This is a genomic window from Sporosarcina sp. A2, assembly GCF_050858885.1.
Lineage (GTDB): Bacteria > Bacillota > Bacilli > Bacillales_A > Planococcaceae > Sporosarcina.
On record NZ_CP193898.1, the window covers coordinates 527,510 to 548,052 of the forward strand.

Annotated in this window: 17 protein-coding genes; 10 read left to right on the plus strand and 7 right to left on the minus strand. The window is 42.7% G+C overall.

Going from position 1 to position 20,543, the window contains the following annotated elements; all coding sequences use genetic code 11:
- Positions 1 to 21: 21 nt before the first annotated feature.
- From leuB to ACRPI0_RS02270, 5 genes are all read left to right on the plus strand, one after another.
- Entirely contained in the window at positions 22 to 1,122 is a 1,101-nt protein-coding gene (gene leuB, locus ACRPI0_RS02250; protein ID WP_432354526.1) for a 3-isopropylmalate dehydrogenase, read from the plus strand.
- A 48-nt stretch (positions 1,123 to 1,170) separates the two neighbouring features.
- Positions 1,171 to 2,580 (plus strand): 3-isopropylmalate dehydratase large subunit, encoded by a 1,410-nt coding sequence (gene leuC / locus ACRPI0_RS02255; RefSeq protein ID WP_432354528.1) that lies wholly within the window; start codon positions 1,171 to 1,173, stop codon positions 2,578 to 2,580.
- Positions 2,581 to 2,595: 15 nt separating this feature from the next.
- Positions 2,596 to 3,189, plus strand: coding sequence for a 3-isopropylmalate dehydratase small subunit (leuD, locus tag ACRPI0_RS02260; RefSeq protein WP_432354530.1), 594 nt, complete (start codon positions 2,596 to 2,598; stop codon positions 3,187 to 3,189).
- Positions 3,190 to 3,338: 149 nt separating this feature from the next.
- Positions 3,339 to 4,508 (plus strand): pyridoxal-phosphate-dependent aminotransferase family protein, encoded by a 1,170-nt coding sequence (locus tag ACRPI0_RS02265; RefSeq protein ID WP_432354531.1) that lies wholly within the window; start codon positions 3,339 to 3,341, stop codon positions 4,506 to 4,508.
- A gap of 200 nt (positions 4,509 to 4,708) precedes the next feature.
- Positions 4,709 to 6,397, plus strand: a complete 1,689-nt coding sequence (locus tag ACRPI0_RS02270; RefSeq protein WP_432354533.1) for a methyl-accepting chemotaxis protein — start codon at positions 4,709 to 4,711, stop codon at positions 6,395 to 6,397.
- A gap of 158 nt (positions 6,398 to 6,555) precedes the next feature.
- Here the strand turns inward: ACRPI0_RS02270 and ACRPI0_RS02275 are convergent, their stop codons facing one another.
- Positions 6,556 to 7,455 carry an NlpC/P60 family protein gene (locus tag ACRPI0_RS02275; RefSeq protein WP_432354534.1) on the minus strand — a complete coding sequence of 300 codons (900 nt, stop codon included), beginning with the start codon at positions 7,453 to 7,455 and terminating at the stop codon, positions 6,556 to 6,558.
- Between the two features lie 302 nt (positions 7,456 to 7,757).
- Between ACRPI0_RS02275 and ACRPI0_RS02280 the strand changes: the two genes are divergently transcribed.
- The 3 genes from ACRPI0_RS02280 (at position 7,758) to ACRPI0_RS02290 (ending at position 10,879) form a co-directional block, all read left to right on the plus strand.
- Positions 7,758 to 8,852, plus strand: a complete 1,095-nt coding sequence (locus ACRPI0_RS02280; RefSeq protein WP_432354535.1) for a glycosyltransferase — start codon at positions 7,758 to 7,760, stop codon at positions 8,850 to 8,852.
- A gap of 15 nt (positions 8,853 to 8,867) precedes the next feature.
- Positions 8,868 to 9,971 (plus strand): amidohydrolase, encoded by a 1,104-nt coding sequence (locus ACRPI0_RS02285; protein ID WP_432354536.1) that lies wholly within the window; start codon positions 8,868 to 8,870, stop codon positions 9,969 to 9,971.
- 170 nt (positions 9,972 to 10,141) lie between these two features.
- Positions 10,142 to 10,879 (plus strand): SDR family NAD(P)-dependent oxidoreductase, encoded by a 738-nt coding sequence (locus ACRPI0_RS02290; protein WP_432354537.1) that lies wholly within the window; start codon positions 10,142 to 10,144, stop codon positions 10,877 to 10,879.
- Positions 10,880 to 11,141: 262 nt separating this feature from the next.
- Here the strand turns inward: ACRPI0_RS02290 and ACRPI0_RS02295 are convergent, their stop codons facing one another.
- A complete protein-coding gene (locus tag ACRPI0_RS02295; RefSeq protein WP_432354538.1) occupies positions 11,142 to 11,492 on the minus strand; it encodes an SCP2 sterol-binding domain-containing protein in 351 nt (116 codons plus the stop codon).
- 213 nt (positions 11,493 to 11,705) lie between these two features.
- Between ACRPI0_RS02295 and ACRPI0_RS02300 the strand changes: the two genes are divergently transcribed.
- The gene (locus tag ACRPI0_RS02300; RefSeq protein WP_432354539.1) at positions 11,706 to 13,598 is read left to right on the plus strand and encodes a sensor domain-containing phosphodiesterase; all 1,893 of its coding nucleotides are present in this window, start codon (positions 11,706 to 11,708) and stop codon (positions 13,596 to 13,598) included.
- 51 nt (positions 13,599 to 13,649) lie between these two features.
- Here the strand turns inward: ACRPI0_RS02300 and ACRPI0_RS02305 are convergent, their stop codons facing one another.
- From ACRPI0_RS02305 to ACRPI0_RS02315, 3 genes are read right to left on the minus strand one after another with little or no spacing between them, the layout of a single operon-like run.
- The gene (locus tag ACRPI0_RS02305) at positions 13,650 to 15,317 is read right to left on the minus strand and encodes a b(o/a)3-type cytochrome-c oxidase subunit 1 (protein WP_432354540.1); all 1,668 of its coding nucleotides are present in this window, start codon (positions 15,315 to 15,317) and stop codon (positions 13,650 to 13,652) included.
- A 1-nt stretch (position 15,318) separates the two neighbouring features.
- Positions 15,319 to 15,819: a cytochrome c oxidase subunit II gene (locus ACRPI0_RS02310; protein WP_432354541.1), complete on the minus strand. Its 501-nt coding sequence runs from the start codon at positions 15,817 to 15,819 to the stop codon at positions 15,319 to 15,321.
- 24 nt (positions 15,820 to 15,843) lie between these two features.
- Positions 15,844 to 15,987, minus strand: coding sequence for a cytochrome c oxidase subunit 2A (locus tag ACRPI0_RS02315; protein ID WP_432354542.1), 144 nt, complete (start codon positions 15,985 to 15,987; stop codon positions 15,844 to 15,846).
- A 305-nt stretch (positions 15,988 to 16,292) separates the two neighbouring features.
- Here ACRPI0_RS02315 and ACRPI0_RS02320 point away from each other — a divergent pair, with 305 nt between their 5' ends.
- On the plus strand, positions 16,293 to 16,985 hold the full coding sequence (locus ACRPI0_RS02320) for a glucosamine-6-phosphate deaminase (protein WP_432355866.1): 693 nt from the start codon (positions 16,293 to 16,295) through the stop codon (positions 16,983 to 16,985).
- Between the two features lie 267 nt (positions 16,986 to 17,252).
- On the opposite strand, the gene ACRPI0_RS02325 is transcribed toward ACRPI0_RS02320, so the two are convergent.
- Entirely contained in the window at positions 17,253 to 18,155 is a 903-nt protein-coding gene (locus tag ACRPI0_RS02325) for an accessory Sec system S-layer assembly protein (protein WP_432354543.1), read from the minus strand.
- Positions 18,152 to 20,530, minus strand: coding sequence for an accessory Sec system translocase SecA2 (gene secA2, locus ACRPI0_RS02330; protein ID WP_432354544.1), 2,379 nt, complete (start codon positions 20,528 to 20,530; stop codon positions 18,152 to 18,154). Before secA2 ends, ACRPI0_RS02325 begins: the two co-directional genes overlap by 4 nt.
- Positions 20,531 to 20,543 lie beyond the last annotated feature (13 nt).

Sequence of the window (20,543 nt, forward strand, 5' to 3'; positions counted from 1 at the left end):
TCCTATAAGGAGGAGACGACGATGGAGAAACGTATCGCAGTATTACCCGGTGACGGGATTGGTCCAGAAGTAATCGCTTCAGCAGTGAAGGTGCTTGACGTAATTGCAAGAAGGTTTCATCATACGTTCGAATTTGCCTATGGTTCTATCGGCGGGGCTGCAGTGGACGCTCATGGAACACCACTTCCTGACGAAACAATTACACTTTGTGAACAGAGCGATGCGGTGTTGCTCGGCGCAGTAGGAGGTCCAAAGTGGGATCAAAACCCATCGGAAACACGGCCAGAGAAAGGATTGCTAGCGATTCGTAAACACTTCGGATTGTTTGCTAACATTCGCCCTGTGAAAGCTGTGCCAGCACTTATTCATCGGTCACCTCTAAAAGAGGAACTTGTAAAAGATGTAGATCTTGTCATCGTTCGTGAACTTACAGGAGGACTGTATTTCGGTGAACCGAGTCAAAAAACCCATGATGCAGCAGTGGATACACTCGTTTACACACGAACGGAAATCGAGCGTATTGTGCGATCAGCATTTGACTTAGCACGAATGCGTCGCGGTAAAGTGACTTCTGTCGATAAAGCGAATGTCTTAAAGTCGAGTCAGTTATGGCGTGAAGTCGTAGAAGAAGTACGAGCGGGGTACCCTGATGTGGAAGTTGAGCACCAACTAGTCGATTCTGCTGCGATGAAACTCATTACAAACCCTGCTGTGTTCGATGTTATTGTCACAGAGAACATGTTTGGTGATATTTTGAGCGATGAAGCTTCCGTAATTACAGGTTCACTTGGGCTACTACCTTCAGCAAGTGTCCGGACAGATGGCTTTGGTCTCTACGAACCTGTCCATGGATCTGCACCGGAGATTGCAGGAAAAGGACTTGCGAATCCAGCTGCAACGATGTTGTCCGCTGCAATGATGTTGCGCCAGTCGTTCGGAATGGAAGAAGAAGCTGCGGCAATTGAGTTAGCCGTGCAAACAGTGTACGAGGAAGGTCATTGTACTGCAGATCTAGCAGGACCAGATGTCCGCCCAATGACAACTGAGCAATGGGCAGAACGTGTTGCTGAAGAAGTGGATGTGCAGTCCGTTTCGAATAGTATTATGTTTTCATATGTATAAACTTTCGCGGCATTTGCTTGCTGCCACTCATGGAAAGGGGAACTGGAAATGGCAAAGACAATTATCGAAAAGATTTGGGATCAGCACATCGTAACAGAGGAAGAAGGGAAACCGGATCTCCTCTATATCGATCTCCACCTCCTCCATGAAGTGACATCTCCGCAAGCGTTTGAAGGATTACGTCTAGCAGGGCGAAAAGTGCGTCGCCCCGAACGTTGTTATGCGACGATGGATCATAACGTGCCAACGCGTAACGTTGACGTTTTGACAGATCCAATCGCTCTGAAACAAATGACGACATTGGAGAAAAACTGTGCGGAGTTCGGAATCGAACTTGCGCACATGACGCACCCTGACCAAGGAATTGTCCACATTATTGGACCAGAACTTGGACTCACGCAACCTGGACGCACAATCGTTTGCGGAGATAGCCATACATCCACACACGGTGCGTTCGGTGCGATCGCGTTTGGTATCGGTACGAGTGAAGTAGAGCACGTTTTGTCTACACAAACACTTTGGCAGCGCCGTCCGAAAACGATGGAAGTACAAATATCCGGAGAATTAGGGCATGGCGTGACTGCAAAGGATATCATTCTCGCAGTAATCTCGAAGTTCGGCATCGACGTAGGAACGGGCCACATTATGGAATTCACTGGAGAAGCAATCCGTAATTTATCGATGGAAGAACGGATGACGATTTGTAATATGGCTATTGAAGCCGGTGCCAAAGCTGGATTGATCAGCCCGGATGCGACGACTGTTGAGTACTTGAGAGGACGTCGTCACGTCCCGGATGGTAAAGATTTCGATGTGGCTGCTGAACGCTGGCTCGCTCTCGCAACAGATGACGGTGCAGTCTACGATACAACTCGTACACTTGATGCGACAGAAATTGAACCGTATGTAACTTGGGGAACAAACCCTGCGATGGGAACGGGAATTAGTGGTCACGTGCCCTTTGCTTCTGATTATGCGTCTCCTTCCGATCAAGAAGCGTTGAAAAAAGCGGTTGCTTATATGGGGTTGCAAGAAGGGATGCCTTTAACGGATATTGCGATTCAGCATGTATTCATCGGATCTTGTACGAATGCACGTCTTAGTGATTTGCGTGCAGCTGCTTCTATTATCGATGGCCAACAAGTTCATCCCGATGTCACTGCAATTGTCGTTCCAGGTTCTCGTTCAGTGAAGCGTCTAGCAGAACAAGAAGGGCTGGATACTGTATTTAAAGCAGCTGGATTTGAGTGGCGGGAATCGGGATGTAGTATGTGTCTTGCGATGAATGACGATGTCGTTCCTGCAGGTGAGCGCTGTGCATCTACATCGAATCGGAACTTCGAAGGACGTCAAGGTGCCGGTGCACGGACGCATCTCGTGAGTCCAGTAATGGCAGCTGCAGCTGCCATTGCCGGAAGGTTTACAGATATACGAAAAGTACCTGCAATGCAGGAATGAAGGGAGGAGAAATCGATGGAACCAATACAAGTGGTTACAAGTATTATGACCCCACTAGATAGGAAGAACGTCGATACAGACCAAATCATTTCAAAAGAGTTTTTGAAACGAATTGAACGTACGGGTTTCGGGAAGTATCTGTTTTACCATTGGCGCTTTGATAGTCTAGGTAACCAATCGACCGAGTTTGTCTTGAACGATTCTCGATTTGAAGGGGCACAGATTTTAGTAGCGGATGAAAACTTCGGTTGTGGCTCCTCCCGGGAACACGCTCCATGGGCTTTACTAGACTATGGATTCCGTGTGATCATCGCACCTGGATTTGCGGATATCTTCTATAGTAATTGTTTCAAAAATGGCATATTACCAATCCTGCTGCCGCAAAACGAAATCGATTCTCTACTTACAGAGGGTCAGCAGACACCAATTACACTTACTATAGATTTAGAGAAACAGACTGTCACACGTGAAGATACCAATGTCGTTCTAACATTCGACATCGATCCGTATTCTCGACAAATGCTATTGAATGGTTGGGATGAAATCTCGCTAACAATTCAGTATGAAGATCAGATCACCTCGTATGAACAACGTTTTGAGAACGTTTGAGCAGACAAGTTAGACAATCAATTCAAGGTAGATTCAAGAAGGGGCAAATCTCTTTTTTGAATCTACCTTTTTCATAGCAATAAAGGAGTTATTGAATAAGATGTCGAATTTAGGTGTGCACAACAATCTGATTACTTGGGGGAATTTGATTGAGAAATGAAGACTTATTATTAATTCCTGGACCGACACCAGTCGTCGATTCGATTTACGATGCTTTAGGTGAAGAAACACGTGCTCATACAGATCCACGATTTGTTAGTCGATTCAAGCTCGCGATTGAACGAACTAAACGAATTTTGAATACAGATGGGGAAGTATTCATCGTTGCAGGATCAGGAACCCTTGCAATGGAAATGGCCTTAGTTAACACAATTGCACCTGGAGAACGTCTCTTAATTATTAGCCACGGGTATTTTGGAGATCGGTTTATAAAACTCGGGCAAGCATTTGGGATAAAAATCGACCTGCTACAAGCGGAGTGGGGCAAACAAGTCAATTTGAAATATGTCAAAGAGCATTTAGAGAAAAACACGTATAAAGCAGTGACGGTAACACATGCCGATACGTCAACTGGCGTTCAAGCAAGCTTAGGTGAATTAATTCCCTTAATTAAACAACATGGAGCACTCGCAATTGTCGATGGAGTTTGTGCGACGACAGCGATGCAAGAAGATATGCAGCACAACTATGCAGGACCGAATACCGCAATCGATATCGTACTGACGGGATCACAAAAAGCGATTGGCGTTCCACCGGGAATTGGCATCGTTGCATTTAGCAAAGATGCATTGAAAGCACGAAATGAGATGAAATCCGTTTCTGCTTATTATTGCGATATTCACAATTGGCTACCGGTTATGCATGATCCATCCAAATACTTCGCAACGCCACCTATCAATATGATCTACGCGTTGGAAGAAGGACTTCGTATTGTTGAAGAAGAAGGACTGAAAGAGCGTTACGTCCGTCATAGAGCGTATGGTCGCGCTGTTAGATCCGCGTTACGTACTTATGGAATGACACCGCTCGCAGAAGAGAAAGACGCAGCACCTACACTCAGTTGCTTGTATTATCCAGAGGGAGTGGACGATGCGGCGTTCCGTGCAGCACTTGCTAAAGAAGGAGTCATCTTATCTGGTGCCCTCGCTCATTTAGCTGGAAAAGCTTTTAGAATCGGTCATATGGGGAACACGACTCCATGTATGCTAGAGACTGCTATCCGGAAAATTGGAGAAGCTCTACAAACTAGCGGTCATGAAGTTTCTGTTGAGAATGCGTTAGCTGTATTCAATGAAACAATGGAAACAGCAGCTGTCTAATAACAATCCACCGCTCTGGCATATTGCTGGAGCGGTATTTTTATTTACTCTAGGCACAATGAGTATGGAAAACTTTAAATAATGGTAGAAAAGTAGTGATTTATTCAGAAGAAACAGATATAATTGTACTAGTTATAACTATTCAGATGATTGATGCAATTCATTGTTGCTGAAAAAGAGATAAGTTTGGGGTGGAATGGGTGAAACGGACAATTGAGGGGAAGTTAAGAAATGGGTTTGGACTCCTTATCGTCCTGTTAGTCGTTATAGGGGTAGCGAGTATTCTGCTACTCGTTAAGTTGAACAATGATTACAAGACCATGCTGGACGACGAAGTACATAAGGTCGACATTGTCGATGAGTTTGTACTCAAGCAAGAACAAATGCAAAGTAAAATCCGGGGGTATATGCTTTATCAAGACAAAGGGCTATTAGAAGAACGTCACGAAAACTATGAGCGTTCTGAGCATCTGATCCAGGAGCTTGGCAAGATGATCGATAGCGCAAAAATGAAGAAAGAGTACGAAGCTCTTGTTGATTCCAATGGAAAGTCTATGACGTTACAAAATAATATCGTCGATAACTTGGAAGCGGGAAAAGACGATATCGCAAAATGGATGTCTGAAGCGTCTAAAGACGTTGGGAACGTTGTAATGACACGTGCTAACTTAATTAAAGACAATCAATACAAAGTTCTGGAGAAAAAGCGCAATGAAGTCGATCAGATGATGATGCAACTTATTATTATCATTTCAGTAGTTATGCTGATCGCGGTCTTAGTTGGAGCATTCACTTCAAGAAGAATTAGCCGTTCCATTTCACAACCGGTAGCCATAGTGACAGAAGGACTTCATCAAATTGCTGATGGGAACTTTTCAATAAATCCACTTGTCGTACGAAGTAAAGACGAAATCGGTGAAATGGCGAATGCGTTCAATAAAATGGGCGCTGATGTTGCGAATATGATTCGTAAAATTAATACATCTGCTGCACAACTCGCTGAACAATCTGAAGGGTTATCAGCGAGCTCGGAAGAAAGCTTAGCATCATCGGAACTGATCGCAAGTACTGCAGAACAACAATTAGAAGGCAGTGAACGACAACAAAAGATTACAGACCAGTCAACGCAATCTATGAATGAGTTATCCGTTGGTGTCGCTGAAATATCAGAGAGCAACGAAGATATGCTGCGTTCTGCAGAAGCTGTATCGCAACTCGTTAGCAAAGGGTCCGCATCGATGGTTGAAGTAGTAGATGAAATGAAAACGATTCGAGAAACGATCCAAGAGACTGCAACCATTATGAAGGAAATGGCGGCTCATTCGTCTGAAATTGAAAAAGTAACTGCAATTATTACAGGAATTGCTGAGCAAACGAACTTGCTTGCATTGAACGCAGCCATTGAAGCAGCGCGAGCCGGAGATGCAGGAAAAGGCTTCGCAGTTGTCGCAGCTGAAGTGCGTAAACTTGCCGAGCAGTCGAAGAAATCAGCTTCTGAAATTGGAACGATGGTTAGTGACATCCAAGTGTATTCAAAGAAAGCAACGAAATCAATCGAAACTGGAAATGACAAAGTAGAAAAAGGAATGACCGCTACTGCTGAATCTAATGCAGTATTTAAAGACATTCAAGAGGCCGTGAGCGACGTGTCAGCTAAAGTCGAAACGGTATCCGCTGCAATTGAAGAAATTCAGGCAATGGCGGATGAAGTGACAGAAGGTGCGCGTGAAGTCCAACGGTTAAGTGGACAAGCAGCCGCTTCAGCAATGGAGACAAGCTCAGCTACGGAAGAACAACTCGCTGTTAGCCAAGAGATCAGTGCAAGCGCACAGAGCCTTACACGCCTCGCTGACGAGCTTCAGCAAGAGGTTAGTAGATTCCAAGTGTAAAGCATACAGAAATAGCGCAATGCCTCCATCATAGGGGCATTGCGCTTTTTTATATAAATTTATAAAGGAGTTGTCCAAAGAATTTTGGAATAGGGGTTTAATAAAAGAAAAACGTGGAAAACTCTATAGTAAGAGATTTCCACGTCTTTTAATACTATTTATTGAGCCCGCTCCATAAATAACTTTAGCTCAGTGTCTTTTACTTTACCGTTAATTCCGTATGTTCCATCTGAGAAACCTTTTGTTACATTTTCATTATAGATTGCACCAATGAAAGGCAAAGCCCAATAGGTAGAACTTACATCAGAGAAAGGAACATTTGAACTTTGGGAAAGATTGAAAGCATTAGAAAGTGCTTTTGCCATTTCTGCTCTAGTTAATAAGTCGTTTGGTTTGAACTCGCCATTATTATTACCAGACAAAATTTTCGCTTCTGTAACAGCTGTAATTGCTGAAGCTTGTGGGTGATTACTAGGAACGTCTTTATAAGATGATGCACCTTGTGCAGTTAAATTGAGTTTTTTTGCGATCGCTTCTGCAACTTCTGCACGTGTAGCATAATTGACTACTGGCTTAGCTGTATTAGATGTAGCTACGCTTGTCCCAGTGAAGTTTGCAACTCTTTTAGCACCAACGTATTTACTCTTCCAGTAGTAAGGATCATTAATGGATGAGATTGTAACACCTTGGCTTGTTGAAGCATGAATGAATTTACTTGAACCGATATATATACCAACGTGTGATACTTTGTTTCCACTTGTATTGAAGAACACAAGATCACCAGTTGCTAAATTGCTTTTTCCTACAGCTTGTCCTTGACGATATTGCTGGTCAGCTGTACGTGGGAGTGTTTTCCCTGACTTTTTGAAAACGACTTGCGTATATGCCGAGCAATCGATTCCTGAAGTAGTTGTCCCACCATAGCGGTAAGGTGTTCCTATGTAATTTTTAGCTGTATTTACCAAATCAGTAGCAGAAGAAGCAGAAGCTATAGACGGTACGGACGTTGAAATTAATAAACTGGCGATTCCAAATGCCAAGAGACGTTTTAGTTTCATAAGTTTTTCAGTTTCCCCTTTCGCACCGTATCAAGGACAGTGTCGTTATCTGTGAATATCTTAGCATAGGCTAAACCTGTTTTCGGTTACAGTTATATTACAATGGTGTTACAAAACGTCGCACTATGTATAAAACGCTTATTTGACGCGGTTTATCAGGACACAATCCTGGTAAGCTTTTTTGGGTTTTTACGTATAATTACGGTTGTACGTGAAAAAAAGACAGATTTACTGTATCTTTGTAACCAAACTTATCGAAATGCCGGAGCGTTTAAACCGAAAACTGGCAGAATGGAGCAACTATGAAAAAAATCGTTGTATTTAGCAATATGTATCCCTCTATACATCACCCTACATACGGAATTTTTGTTAAAAACCAAGTCGAATTATTGAGGACTTCAGGAATTGACGTCGATGTTAAGGCAATTGATAATCCAAAAGGCGGGAAAGTACAGTCGCTATTGAAATATGGCAAGTGGTTTGCGGGATCGTTCTTATATTTGATGAAAAATCGACGGAATCTTGCACTAACGCACGCTCATTACGCCTTCCCGACAGGTCTTCTTTCATTAATAGGGAAAAGACTTTTTAACATTCCTTATGTCGTAACCGTTCATGGCGGAGATATTGACAAAATGGCGAAAAAGAGTGCGAGAATTGCAGGTCTCACTCAAACTATTCTACAAGAAGCTGCCCATGTGATTACAGTCGGAGAACGTCTTAAACAGGAAGTTGTCACAAACTTTGGTGTTTCTGAAACATCTGTAACAATGATGAGTATGGGCGTGGATCAGGCAGTATTTCATCCACTTCCGCGCTGGGAAGTTCGTAAAGCGCTTGAATTATCGGAACAGGCCCCTGTAATTTTATTTATTGGTAACTTAATCCGAGAAAAAGGGGTTCTTGAATTAGTAGAGGCATTTGAGCGTGTGCAACAAACGATACCATCTGCCACGTTACATTTAATCGGTTCTGATAAATCTGAAGCGTATGTATCGGAAGTTAAAAAGCATGTGAGAGATCAGGACATCCAAGGGATTCACTTCGAAGGAACAAAAAGCCAACCAGAGCTTGCGAAATGGCTATCGGCAGCAGACGTTTTGGCGTTGCCGTCTTACCATGAAGGATTCGGACTTGTAGCACTTGAAGCAATGGCTTCAGGAACGCCAGTAGTTGCCTCTGATGTCGGAGGATTATCGTACTTGCTAGCAGAAGGAGCAGGAATTTTAGTGCCACCCCACGAAGTTGTAGGTCTTGCAGATGGAATCCGGCGAGCTCTTAATTCTAATGTTGCAGATGAAAATCCGAGAAGACAAGAACTTGTACATGAGCATTCTTATGAAGTGATTATAGAGAAGTTGTTAGGAATCTACGGGGATATTGGGCGTACACGTTAAAAGGGGGACGAGCGTTTGACTATTACACAACAAATTAGCGATTGGTTTGAGCACTTCCATGCAAACCCAGAGGTGAGTTGGAAAGAACAACAAACGACAAATGAAATTGCTCGGATTCTTACAGAGTTCGACGTACCGTTTAAAACGTTTGATGACGTTACGGGCGTCGTAGCTGAAATTGGTGAAGGAGAATCCATCATCGCCGTTCGTGCAGATATAGATGCACTCTGGCAAGAAGTAGATGGTGTTTACCAAGCAAATCATTCATGTGGCCATGACGGTCACATGGCGATGGTCCTCGGAGCTCTTAGTTATTTGAAAGAAGAGGAGCTTGGTTGTAAAATCCGCTTCATCTTCCAGCCTGCTGAAGAGAAAGGGAATGGATCGAATGCGATGATTGACCGGGGAGCTGTCGATGGTGTCACGTACATGTTCGGTATTCACTTAAGACCCCAAGAAGAACTTCCTCTTGGTAAAGCCTCCGCTGCGATCCGACACGGGGCTGCTAACTTTGTAGAAGGAACCATCAATGGTGTCGATGCACATGGGGCTCGACCGCATCAAGGTAACAATGCAATCGATCCTCTACTTGCAATCGGACAGTTTCTTAAAACGGTTCAATTTTCTCCATATGAAGCATATTCGGCAAAGTTAACGAGCATCCAAGCGGGTGGAGAGAGTTTAAATATTATACCCGGTTCTGCGAAGTTTGGTATGGATATTCGTGCACAGGCCAATGATGTGTTACAACAATTACAAAAGCGAATCGATAAAGGGATTGCACAAATTGGAGAACTTTACGATACATCAATCCGTCTAGAATGGACAGACTATACGCCAGCAGCAGAAGTGTCCGATGAAGCAGCAGCGATAGCACGTGAAGGGATTATTAACGTGTTAGGTGAACAAGGACTTGCACCGGACGTTGTAACTTCTGGAAGTGATGATTTCCACTTCTATACAATCCGCAATCCACAATTGAAAGCGACAATGATTGGCCTTGGAGCGGACTTGGGACCAGGATTACATCACCCCAAGATGACATTCGATCGAGGTGCACTTGATACAGGCGCTGAAATTCTTGCGGAAACGTTAAAACGGGCAAGTTTCACTGTGTAAGTTTTCATGGGAATGCCGCAAATATTAACACAATGGTGGTGTGAGAAAGTTGGCATCTGTTGAAAAAATTGAAAAATCATGAGCCGAGTGTCGTTGGTTGCAATGCAAGAAATATAGGAGTACTATTTAGATGTTAAAACTTATTCAACACATAAAAAGGAGCGGTTTAAATGGGTAGAATGCAAGATAAAGTAGCGTTTATTACAGGTGGAGCTTCAGGCATGGGCGAAATGATGGTTAACTTGTTCACAGCTGAAGGCGCAAAAGTCATCGCTGCAGACATTAACACAGACGCACTTAAAGCTAAATGGGAAGCAAAAGAAAATGTTGAATACGTAAAGCTTAACGTTACTGACGCTGATAACTGGGCAGAGGCTGTAAAAACAGCTACTGACAAGTTCGGTAAACTTGATATCCTTATCAACTGTGCGGGTATCTCTACTGAAAAAGGCATGGACGATATTACACTTGCTGACTGGCAGCGCCTACACGACATCAACGGATTCGGTACATTCGCTGGTATGCGTGCAGTCGTTCCATTCATGAAAGAAGCAGGACAAGGTTCAATCGTTAACATTTCTTCTTACACAGCTCTAGTTGGTATGGGTTACAACCCGTATGCAGCTTCTAAAGGTTCAGTTCGTGCGATCTCGCGTGCAGCTGCAGCTGAGTTTGGTAAAGACGGAATCCGCGTAAACACAGTATTCCCTGGAGTTATCCAAACACCAATGGTAGCTAACCTAGAGTCTTCTAAAGCGGCACTTGAGGGTCTTATCAAAATGACTCCACTTGCTCGTCTTGGACAACCTGAAGACGTAGGTAACGCAGTAATGTTCTTGGCTTCTGATGAAGCTTCTTACATCACTGGCGCTGAACTCGTAATCGATGGCGGATTCTCAGCAAGATAATTTGTAATAAGAACTACAAAAAGACGTCTTCTCTTTATTGAGAAGGCGTCTTTTTTACATTTTGTAAGTTGTTAGCGGTGTTGATTTACTCTGCAGGTGGACGCTTTCCTAGGGGCTCGATTTCAGCCTCCTCGATCGCTACGCTCTCTGCGGGGTCTTCAACCTTCGCTTATCCCTAAGGAGTCGCCACCTTCCGTTGCGATCAACGATGCTATCTTAGATCAACTATTTTCATTGGATATTGATAGAAGAAAATAAAAAATTAAAAACGATAGTGGGTTAGGATGTTTTCGAGTTTGAGTGCGAGGCCAAGGCTGCCTTTTACTTTTAACTTACCCATCATGAACGCTGTTGTGGTGTTTAATTTTCCAGCTAGTAGTTTGTAGAAATCATCGACTTTCATCGTCAATGTGCAATCTGCTTCTTCTGTTTCTTGTGCTGTGACGTTTGCTTTGCCGTTGTTTAATGCTAAGACGTACGTGCCCGATTCATCTCCAGACAAATTAAAACCGTAACTCACTGCTAGTTCTTGGATTGGTGCCGCATCCGCGTTCAATTGACGCTCGATTTCTTCCCACATTTTCTGCAATCCGTTCTCTTGTTTAATTTCCAACTGTCCCATCCCCCTAAAATGAATAGTGGCTCATTTCCATTATATCAAACTAATCGCAAGAATATGTAGAATTCACTGAAAACTCAAGAGGTAAAAAGCAGAATATGTCGAATTACGATAGTACTAGATAGATAAATGTGAAATTTATTATAAAACCATAAAAGTAACCGATACAAAGACTAGTAGATACGCCTTTTGAGGAGGTACTAGAGCATGAATCGAACCAAGGAAGAACTAGCGGAGTTTATCTCTAAAATGCAAGAGCAGCAACAAGTAGTATTTAAGCAGGCAAAACAGTTAGCCCTGACAAAAGAGTCAATGAGAGATGTCTTATATGAACTTTGTGAAAACATCGCGTCTATTATGAAAGTCGAGAGAGTCAGTATATGGTTGTTCAATGACGAGAAAACCGTGTTATCCGAGAATCTCACGTACACGTCCGATTCCGTTAAAATTCCTGTAGTGCGTAGACTTGATTCTAAACATGCGAAAGCATACTTCGACGCCATTGTCAGTAAACGAGTGCATGCGGTAGAAGAGATTGCGACAAATGACACATTACAATCTCTGCCTGAAGAATACTTTTTGAATACCGAGATGGCTTCCTTGCTCGATGCTTCCATTATTATGAGTCGTGGCATAGGTGGAATTCTATGTTGTGAGACGATTACGAAACGTAGCTGGACCGATTTGGATGAAGTCTTTATTGCCGCTATTGCAGACATGTTGTCGTTTGTGTTCGATCGCCTCAATCGATTGGAAATGGAAAAGCGTGTACATGAATTGGCGTATACAGATCCATTGACGGGCATTGATAATGAGAACGCATTCATTGAAAAAGTAAATAAACGACTTCAAACAGTGAGAGAGGACTTTAATGGTGCCTTCCTTTATATGAAGATGGACCAGTTTGCATCCATACAAAGTGTATTAGGTCCTGAAGGAACGAAAATCACTTTAAAAAAAGTTGCAAATCGTATTGGTGAACTGTTTCCGGACAATGCCATTTTTGCTCGAATTGCGTTCGATCACTTCATCATCTTTACAAAGGATTTAGGATCTCGAGAGAAAAATGAATTCGCCATGGCAGAAATCCTCTCCGGTCTGCGTGATCCAGTACTCATACAAGGGCAAGAAGTCTATCTGACGTTTAGTTATGGAATCGCTAATTATCCGGAGCATGTGAAGAATGCGTATGAAGGCATACAAGCAGCGAAAACTGCTCTGGATTCTTCTCAGAAAGTAGGGAATCGAAAAACTCGTGCTATTTACGATCCTGAAATGTATGAGCAGTGGGAAGAAGAAATGCATTCAGAGATGAATTTAGGAAAAGGACTCGATATGAATGAGTTTTGTCTATTCTATCAACCTCAAGTGGAGAGTTTGTCGCACAAAGTAACGGGAGTCGAGGCATTGATCCGTTGGAAACATCCACAAAGAGGATTGCTACCCCCAACTGCATTCATTGGCATTGCTGAAACAACGGGACTTATTACGCAAATTGGAGAGTGGGTTGTGAGGGAAGCCTGCATGCAGTTGAAAAGTTGGGAGCAGCAAGGGTTAGGTGCATTGACAATTTCCGTTAATATTTCACCGAGACATTTTTTGCATCATCGTTTTCCAGCATTTTTAAGTGAATGTATTCAGGAATACTCTATTAATCCACAGAAACTGATTATCGAAATTACAGAGAATGTAGCATTGGAAGATACTACGCTTGTGGAAATTCAAATTAGAAAAGTAAGTGCTCTAGGTTTTGCAATTTCAATAGATGACTTTGGAACTGGATATTCAGCATTCATCTATTTGCAGCATTTCTCGATACAAGAAGTGAAAATCGATCGACAATTTGTGAAGGATATCGAAACGGACGTCAAAAGCCGCGCGATTGTCCGCGCGATTTTGACACTTGCGAAAAGTCTTCATATGCATACCGTTGCAGAAGGCGTGGAAACGGAAGGCCAGTTGAAGCGTTTAGAAGAGCTTGGATGTTTCGAAATTCAAGGCTACTACTTCAGTAAACCGTTACCGATTGAGGAACTTAATGAAAATCTACTCGCATCTCCTAGATTTCCTTTTCTATATTTACCATTACCATCAGCTTAAAAAGAAAAACATCCGGACCAAGAGCGAAGTCGCTTTTGATCCGGATGTTTTTTACATTCTTCCAATGGGCCATTTGAATGGAATGGATCCTGGAGGAGAGTGTTTAATAATATCAATCATTGGGATTGTATAGGCGAATGCGATGAGTGCAATCGTAATACCAACCCACAAATACCAGTTTTCAAGAATCTTAGGTGTAACTTGTGCATCTTCGTCTTCAGCTGCAATCGGGAACTCTTCAACACCACGAGGAGAAAAGAACGTAAGCTTAATGAAGATATATGTCATTAAAAGAATACCAATGAAGAGAATAGTACCACCAACTGCTTGTGCAAGTTGATAACCAATCCATGTATCGACCTGTGCACCACCAGCATATTCAGAGTATGCAGAACGACGAGGTCCTCCAAGAAGTCCTTGAATGTGCATCGCAGTAGACATGATTGTCATACCGACTGTCCAGATAATCGTTTGAATGATACCAAGTTTGTTTAGTTGCTTCGTCAAGCGGCGACCTGTTAAGTGAGGTACGAGCCAGTAAGCAATACCGAAGTATGTCAAAATAACTGTCGTTGCAACCGTTAAGTGGAAGTGACCTGTAATCCAAATGGTATTGTGGACAAGTGCGTTCATTTGGTGGGATGCGTTGATGATGCCGCCAATTCCACCAGGGATGAATGCAACCATTCCTACAAACGGTGCGAAAAATCGTACATCGCCCCATGGCAATTTCTTGAACCAACCAAATAGGCTGCTGAATCCTTTTTTACGTCCTGTGATCTCAAACGTTGCAAAGATCGAGAAGGCTGTCATCAATGAAGGAATAACAACCATCATAGTAAGAACTACTTGGATGAACTTCCAAGTCGGGTCAATTCCAGGCTCTGTCAATTGGTGATGGAAGCCGACTGGAATTGAGAACATTAAAAGTAGAATGAAGGCAAGACGAGCAAGCGAATCACTAAATAGCTTCCCACCGATGATTTTCGGGATGATGGCATACCATGCCATGTAAGCAGGGAGTAACCAGAAGTAGACAAGTGGGTGGCCGAAGTACCAGAACAAAGTACGACTCACGAGCACGTTGATCGTCTCTGTATAGCCCAGTGACCAAGGAATGAATTGAATAACTACTGAAGTTGCAACTCCAAGAGATGCAATAACCCACATAAGCATGTTAATAACGACCATAAACGCGAGTAATGGTGATTTTTCACCTTTATGCGCTTTTTTCCAGACGTAAAGCTGGCGGAAGTTTGTGAAAGCGCCAATCCAACTACCGATGATGACGAATGCGAGTCCGAAATAGAAGGCTGGATGTGCTGCAAGTGGTGCATAGAATGTGTACAAAACATTTGCTTGGCCAACTAAGATTGTGACTGCAGCCATAACGGTACCAACGAGCATCATCCAAAATGAGACCCAACCGGCATTCCGCTGTTTATCTGTAATTCCGACAGTTTTCCCCATGAGAGCGAACTGGAATCCGAGAATGAAGAATGTTGTTAAAACGAGTCCAAGAATGACACCGTGAACGGTTAAAATCGTATAGTAGTTAATGTTGAAAGGTAGAGTGAATCTACCGGATCGTACAAACGTCTGCAAGAGGCCCATGAGCCCTCCGACAAGTAGCGAAACGAACGTGACATACATGAAAGACATATAGAGTCGTGCATCTTTTTTGGGGAATAAACGTAGATTGTTTTCAGTTCCGTCCATATTAATACACCTCTACCTTTCCAAACATCTGGTGATGACCGATGCCGCAATATTCGTTACAGACGATTGTGAACTCGCCTTTATTTTTCATAACCGCTTCATAACGGCTAATATGTCCAGGTTCAACCATCATGTTGACATTTGTTCCAGCAACTTGGAATCCATGAACAACGTCCTTGGATGTAATTGTAAAGAGAACTGTGGATCCCTGTGGCACACGAATTGTCTTAACAGGCTTTTCGTCTTTATCAATGCCGAAATCGTAGTTGAATGCTGAAGCGACGATATTGACTTTATATTTACCGTCAGCCACTTCAGTCAGACCTAAATTTTCAGGCTTGAAAGAATCATGTGCTTCCACATTGTTCTGGTCAATCGTTTCCAAGTGGCTCTGTGGGTGAGTCCCTTTCCAAAATGCTGCAAATCCTATAATTAAAAGAAAAATAACTAATGAGGCCATACCGAACACGAGCCAAACTTTCTCATACTTGTGCAAATGCATAATACTTGCTCCCTTCTGATCTTGTTATCTTGAAATGAAAAGCCAATAAGCGCCAAACCATGAACCAACCATTAAAACTCCTAGAATCATAACCATTATGAACGTTCCTTTTAAATTCGAAGATGCCTCTGTTACAGGGACATCGTTGTTAGTGTGCTTCTTTGCCATTTCCCTCACCGCCTTTAGTTGGTGTATACGTGCTCTTTAAGAACTACTTTTATCATATTGAATCTCAGAAATTAAAATACTAGGGATTTCCCTAATACTTTGGTCTTTAGGAGGGAGTTCACAGATTGTTCATAGGTACACCACATTTTTGACAAATGAAACTGATAGGAAATTTCATGTGTAGTTGAAGGGTTTAGGGAACATCTTGAATATAGGCCGTTTGTTGACCGACGAAGCAGTACGCTTTACAATTAATCAATGAAGGAACTTCTATTTAAGAAAGTTGGTAAAAAACTATGGAAAACATTCAAACGATTCTTGTCGATAGCAAGGTGCAAGGCGCGGAAAAAGTTTTGGAATTGGTACGTGAAGAATTACAAGCAGGTCGTCTACATGTGCTTGGCCTAGCAACAGGGAGTACTATGGAGCCAGTTTACGAGAAAATGAGAGCTTCTGAGCTAGACTTCACGACTGTAACTGCGTTCAATTTAGACGAATACATCGGTATTCCGGCAACGCACACGAACAGTTATGCGCATTATATGAAGGAACATCTATTCTCAACGAAACCGTTCAAAGAAACGCATATCGAAGATGGTATGGCTGAAGATTTAGATGCCGAATGTGTTCGATACGAAACGTTATTGAAAGAAAACCCATTGGACATTCAGTTCCTCGGAATAGGGGAGAATGGGCATATCGCGTTTAACGAACCGGGTACATCGCCAGAATCAGTTACACATGTAGTGGAATTAACAGAGTCAACAATTGAAGTGAATAGCCAATACTTCACTGAAGATGAAACGATGCCTACTACTGCACTTACGATGGGAATTTCTTCAATTATGCAAGCTAAGAAATTGATTGTTGTCGCGTTTGGTGAGAAAAAGCGTGCAGCACTTGAAAAACTATTCGCAGGTGAAGTTTCAACTGAATGGCCAGTGACGTACTTACTGGATCATCCAGATGTAACAGTTATTACGGATTTGAAGTTGTAATCGAAGAAGATTTGCTTAACAGGCTGTCCCTAGGGGCAGTCTTTTTGTATGGAGAAAGGGCTTCTTAATCATAACGCTAGAGTTGTCGGACAGCTCACGCGGTTTCTCCTTCACTTGGAGATGTTTCTTCATCACAAATTCGGATTTCTCCGACACTCCGCGGAATTTATCGATAACGAGACATAATTGCACCTGCCAAATCACAAAGAATCCAAGTAAATCCACATAAAAAAACCGTACAACCGAAGTTGTACGGGGAAGTGTTACTTATGCAGTTTGCTGGGGTACACGAATTGTCCAGCGGGAGAAATCAGGCTCTTCTTTTGAAATCATCTCTGATGGATAAACGAATGTCCAAGGCTTTGTTGTATTGGCATTTACAGGAAGTGAACCGATGTCAAACGAACCACTCGCTACGACTTCACCTGATGCATCGATTAGTTCCAGTGGCAACTTTTCGATATTAATTTGCTTGGAATGGCCATTGCGGATGAAGACCGATGCTGCAATGCTTCCGTCTTCTTGCTTAGCTACTTGGAATCCAGCGATATTCACTTCACGCGGCTTCAATTTAGGTAAGTTGCTAACAACTTCCTCAAGTGCAGCTTTTTGTTCAGCAGGCAAGCTTGTTTCCCAAGACTCTTCTAATTCTAATTTGTGAGGAACCATGGATTGTACGTTGAACGCAAGTTTCCAATTTTCATTTGGCGGCTCTTCGACGAATAAGTTATCTTTTGTGAAAACGAATACCCAAGGACGTGCGCTACGTGGCTGAATTTCACCAAGTTCGCCTAAATCGAATTGTTGAGATCCAATTGTTTTACCTTCTTCATCCATGAGCATTAATTCAACTTCACCAACCGTGATCGTCTGGTCAAGAGAAGAACGGAAGAATGCTTTCACAAGAAATTCTTCTGTAGCTGGCTCAACGTCAATATCGATACCTGATAACGAAATCTGGTTCTGTTTCAATGGCTCAAGTTCGTTCGCTAGGAAGCGGAATACGTACTCTTGCTCCTGTGGCAATTCCCAAGATGGGTGAAGGGATAGAGCTGTTTCAATATCCTCATCCCCAGCTGGACCGCCAGTGCCGGCCATTAGTTCTTCAGAGCCGATTGTGCTGTCGCTACCTGTCTTCTCTGTTTTTTTGAACATAGATAGAAATTTCATGAGTTAACCTCCTCTGTTTGTTGTTCTTGCTGATCTGTTAGGATTTTCATGAACTGAATTACTTCATAAGCGATATCCCGTCTCAGCTTCTGATAATGTTTCCCGAAGAGTTCTAACCCTTCACGCTGATAAATTCGCATCGGATCTTCTTGTCCATACGAACGAAGTCCAATTCCTTCTTTTAACCTCGTCATCACTTCCAAGTGCTTGACCCACATCGTATCGATATGACTGAGCATAACTTGAGGTATAAGTTGGTTCACTTGCTCATTATCCTCAAAGGATTGAATGTATGCAACCAATTCGTCGAGAGGATTAGCGTAGAACTTAACAATTTGTGTTGGTTTTTCAAATGTACGTGGTAGTTCAACTGGCATTTTGAGCAGTGCATTCATCGTCCGCTCGATACGCTCGAAATCCCACTGATCTACAGTATCCCTTTCAGGACAGCTATCAAATATAACGAACTCCGTTGTTTCTTTCAACATTGTTTGCAACAGTCCGTTTACATCATTACGGTCGAGTACATTGTCACGCAATCCATAGAGCACGTTCCGCTGATCGTTGATAACATCATCTAACTTCAGATTGTATTCTCGCATAGAGTAATGTGCACCCTCTACAATACGTTGTGTACGTTCTGTTAGCTCATTGACGTCCTTGTTGAGTACCAACCCTTTTTTGTCGGTCTCCACCTTTTTCTCGAACTTTTCGATATCCTCTTTAGCAAATCGCTTGAACATCTCATCCTCTAACGATAGGAAGAAACGGGATTCTCCTTTATCACCTTGTCGACCTGAACGTCCACGCAATTGGTTATCCACCCGTCGACTTTCATGCTTTTCCGTACCAAGTACGAATAATCCACCAAGATCTTCTACCCCTTCACCAAGTACAATATCCGTTCCTCGACCAGCCATATTCGTCGCAACCGTAATATGTCCTTTTTGACCAGCATTTGAAATTAAATCAACTTCTTGTTCGACACTTTTCGCATTCAGCAAATTATAATCGAGGTTTTGCTCGTCTAGATATTCGACAACTTTCTCAGATTGCAGAATAGATGTCGTTCCAACGAGAACAGGCTGTCCTGCTTTATTACGTTCTGCGACTTCTTTCGCCATTGCTTTGTATTTTTCGTCAATTGTTTTGAACACAAAATCTTCTTGGTCCATCCGTTGGCGAGGACGGTTTGTCGGAATTTGAATAACTTGCATGTTGTAAACTTCGCGGAATTCGCGTTCTTGCGTCTTTGCAGTTCCTGTCATACCACAAAGTCTCGGGTACATCCGGAAGTAGTTTTGAATGGTTATTTGTGCTTGCGCTTTGTTTTCATCCGTAATCGGAAGACCTTCTTTAGCTTCGATTGCCTGATGAAGACCATCTGATAACGTACGACCATCCATAATCCGGCCAGTAAACATATCGACCAATTCCACTTTCTGATCCCGCACGATATAATCTACATCTCGCTTGAAGATGACATAAGCACGGACAGCCTGGATTACATAGTGGTACAGTGTCTGATGCTCAAGGTCATAGAGGTTATCTACGCCAAATGCCTTTTCAACTTTTTCAATACCTGTTTCCGTGAGTGATGTAGATTTCGTTTCATCGTCAAAATCAAAATCCACGCCTTGTTTAAATCGTTTAGCAAGTCGTGCGGCAATCATATGAAGGTCCGCGTCTGCTTGCATTTTTCCAGCAACAATCAACGGCGTTTTCGCTTCGTCAATCAATACACTGTCGACTTCGTCAATAATTGCATAATGATACGGACGTTGAACTTTTTGGCTCAGGTGTTGTGCCATGTTATCACGCAAGTAGTCAAATCCGAATTCGGTACCGACACCATAAGTGATGTCAGCATTATAGGCTTCCTTTTTTTCGGAACCTTGCATCATTGGTACATTCAATCCGACAGTAAGACCTAGGAACCGATGAATTTGGCCCATTTGATCAAAATCACGTCGCGCTAGGTAGTCGTTCACGGTAATGATATGAACACCTTTACCTTCAAGTGCACGTACGTAAGAGGGGAGGGACGCAACAAGCGTTTTCCCTTCTCCGGTTGGCATTTCAGCGATATTCCCTTCAGTTAGAACCATTCCACCGATTAACTGAACGTCAAAGTGGCGCATGTGTAAAACTCGTTTAGAAGCCTCACGCACAACTGCAAAAGCCTCAGGAATAATCGCTTGTACAATTTCACCTTTTTCAAGACGCTCTTTGAACTCAGTCGTTTTTTCTGCCAGTTGTTCGTCTGACAAGTCGACGTAGTTTTCTTCTAATTTATTTATACGATCAACAATTTTACGGTACTTCTTTAGCTGCCGATCACTAGTTTGGTTTGATCGTCTAAAAATGGATAGCATATAATTAACGCTC

What these genes read in the sequence shown, in the direction of transcription:
- ACRPI0_RS02325 (WP_432354543.1), bottom strand. Translation starts at nt 18,155, where the DNA reads ATGAAATTTCTATCTATGTTCAAAAAAACAGAGAAGACAGGTAGCGAC.
- leuB (WP_432354526.1), top strand. Translation starts at nt 22, where the DNA reads ATGGAGAAACGTATCGCAGTATTACCCGGTGACGGGATTGGTCCAGAA.
- leuD (WP_432354530.1), top strand. Translation starts at nt 2,596, where the DNA reads ATGGAACCAATACAAGTGGTTACAAGTATTATGACCCCACTAGATAGG.
- ACRPI0_RS02280 (WP_432354535.1), top strand. Translation starts at nt 7,758, where the DNA reads ATGAAAAAAATCGTTGTATTTAGCAATATGTATCCCTCTATACATCAC.
- ACRPI0_RS02315 (WP_432354542.1), bottom strand. Translation starts at nt 15,987, where the DNA reads ATGGCAAAGAAGCACACTAACAACGATGTCCCTGTAACAGAGGCATCT.
- ACRPI0_RS02305 (WP_432354540.1), bottom strand. Translation starts at nt 15,317, where the DNA reads ATGGACGGAACTGAAAACAATCTACGTTTATTCCCCAAAAAAGATGCA.
- ACRPI0_RS02275 (WP_432354534.1), bottom strand. Translation starts at nt 7,455, where the DNA reads ATGAAACTAAAACGTCTCTTGGCATTTGGAATCGCCAGTTTATTAATT.
- ACRPI0_RS02310 (WP_432354541.1), bottom strand. Translation starts at nt 15,819, where the DNA reads ATGCATTTGCACAAGTATGAGAAAGTTTGGCTCGTGTTCGGTATGGCC.
- secA2 (WP_432354544.1), bottom strand. Translation starts at nt 20,530, where the DNA reads ATGCTATCCATTTTTAGACGATCAAACCAAACTAGTGATCGGCAGCTA.
- leuC (WP_432354528.1), top strand. Translation starts at nt 1,171, where the DNA reads ATGGCAAAGACAATTATCGAAAAGATTTGGGATCAGCACATCGTAACA.
- ACRPI0_RS02290 (WP_432354537.1), top strand. Translation starts at nt 10,142, where the DNA reads ATGGGTAGAATGCAAGATAAAGTAGCGTTTATTACAGGTGGAGCTTCA.
- ACRPI0_RS02300 (WP_432354539.1), top strand. Translation starts at nt 11,706, where the DNA reads ATGAATCGAACCAAGGAAGAACTAGCGGAGTTTATCTCTAAAATGCAA.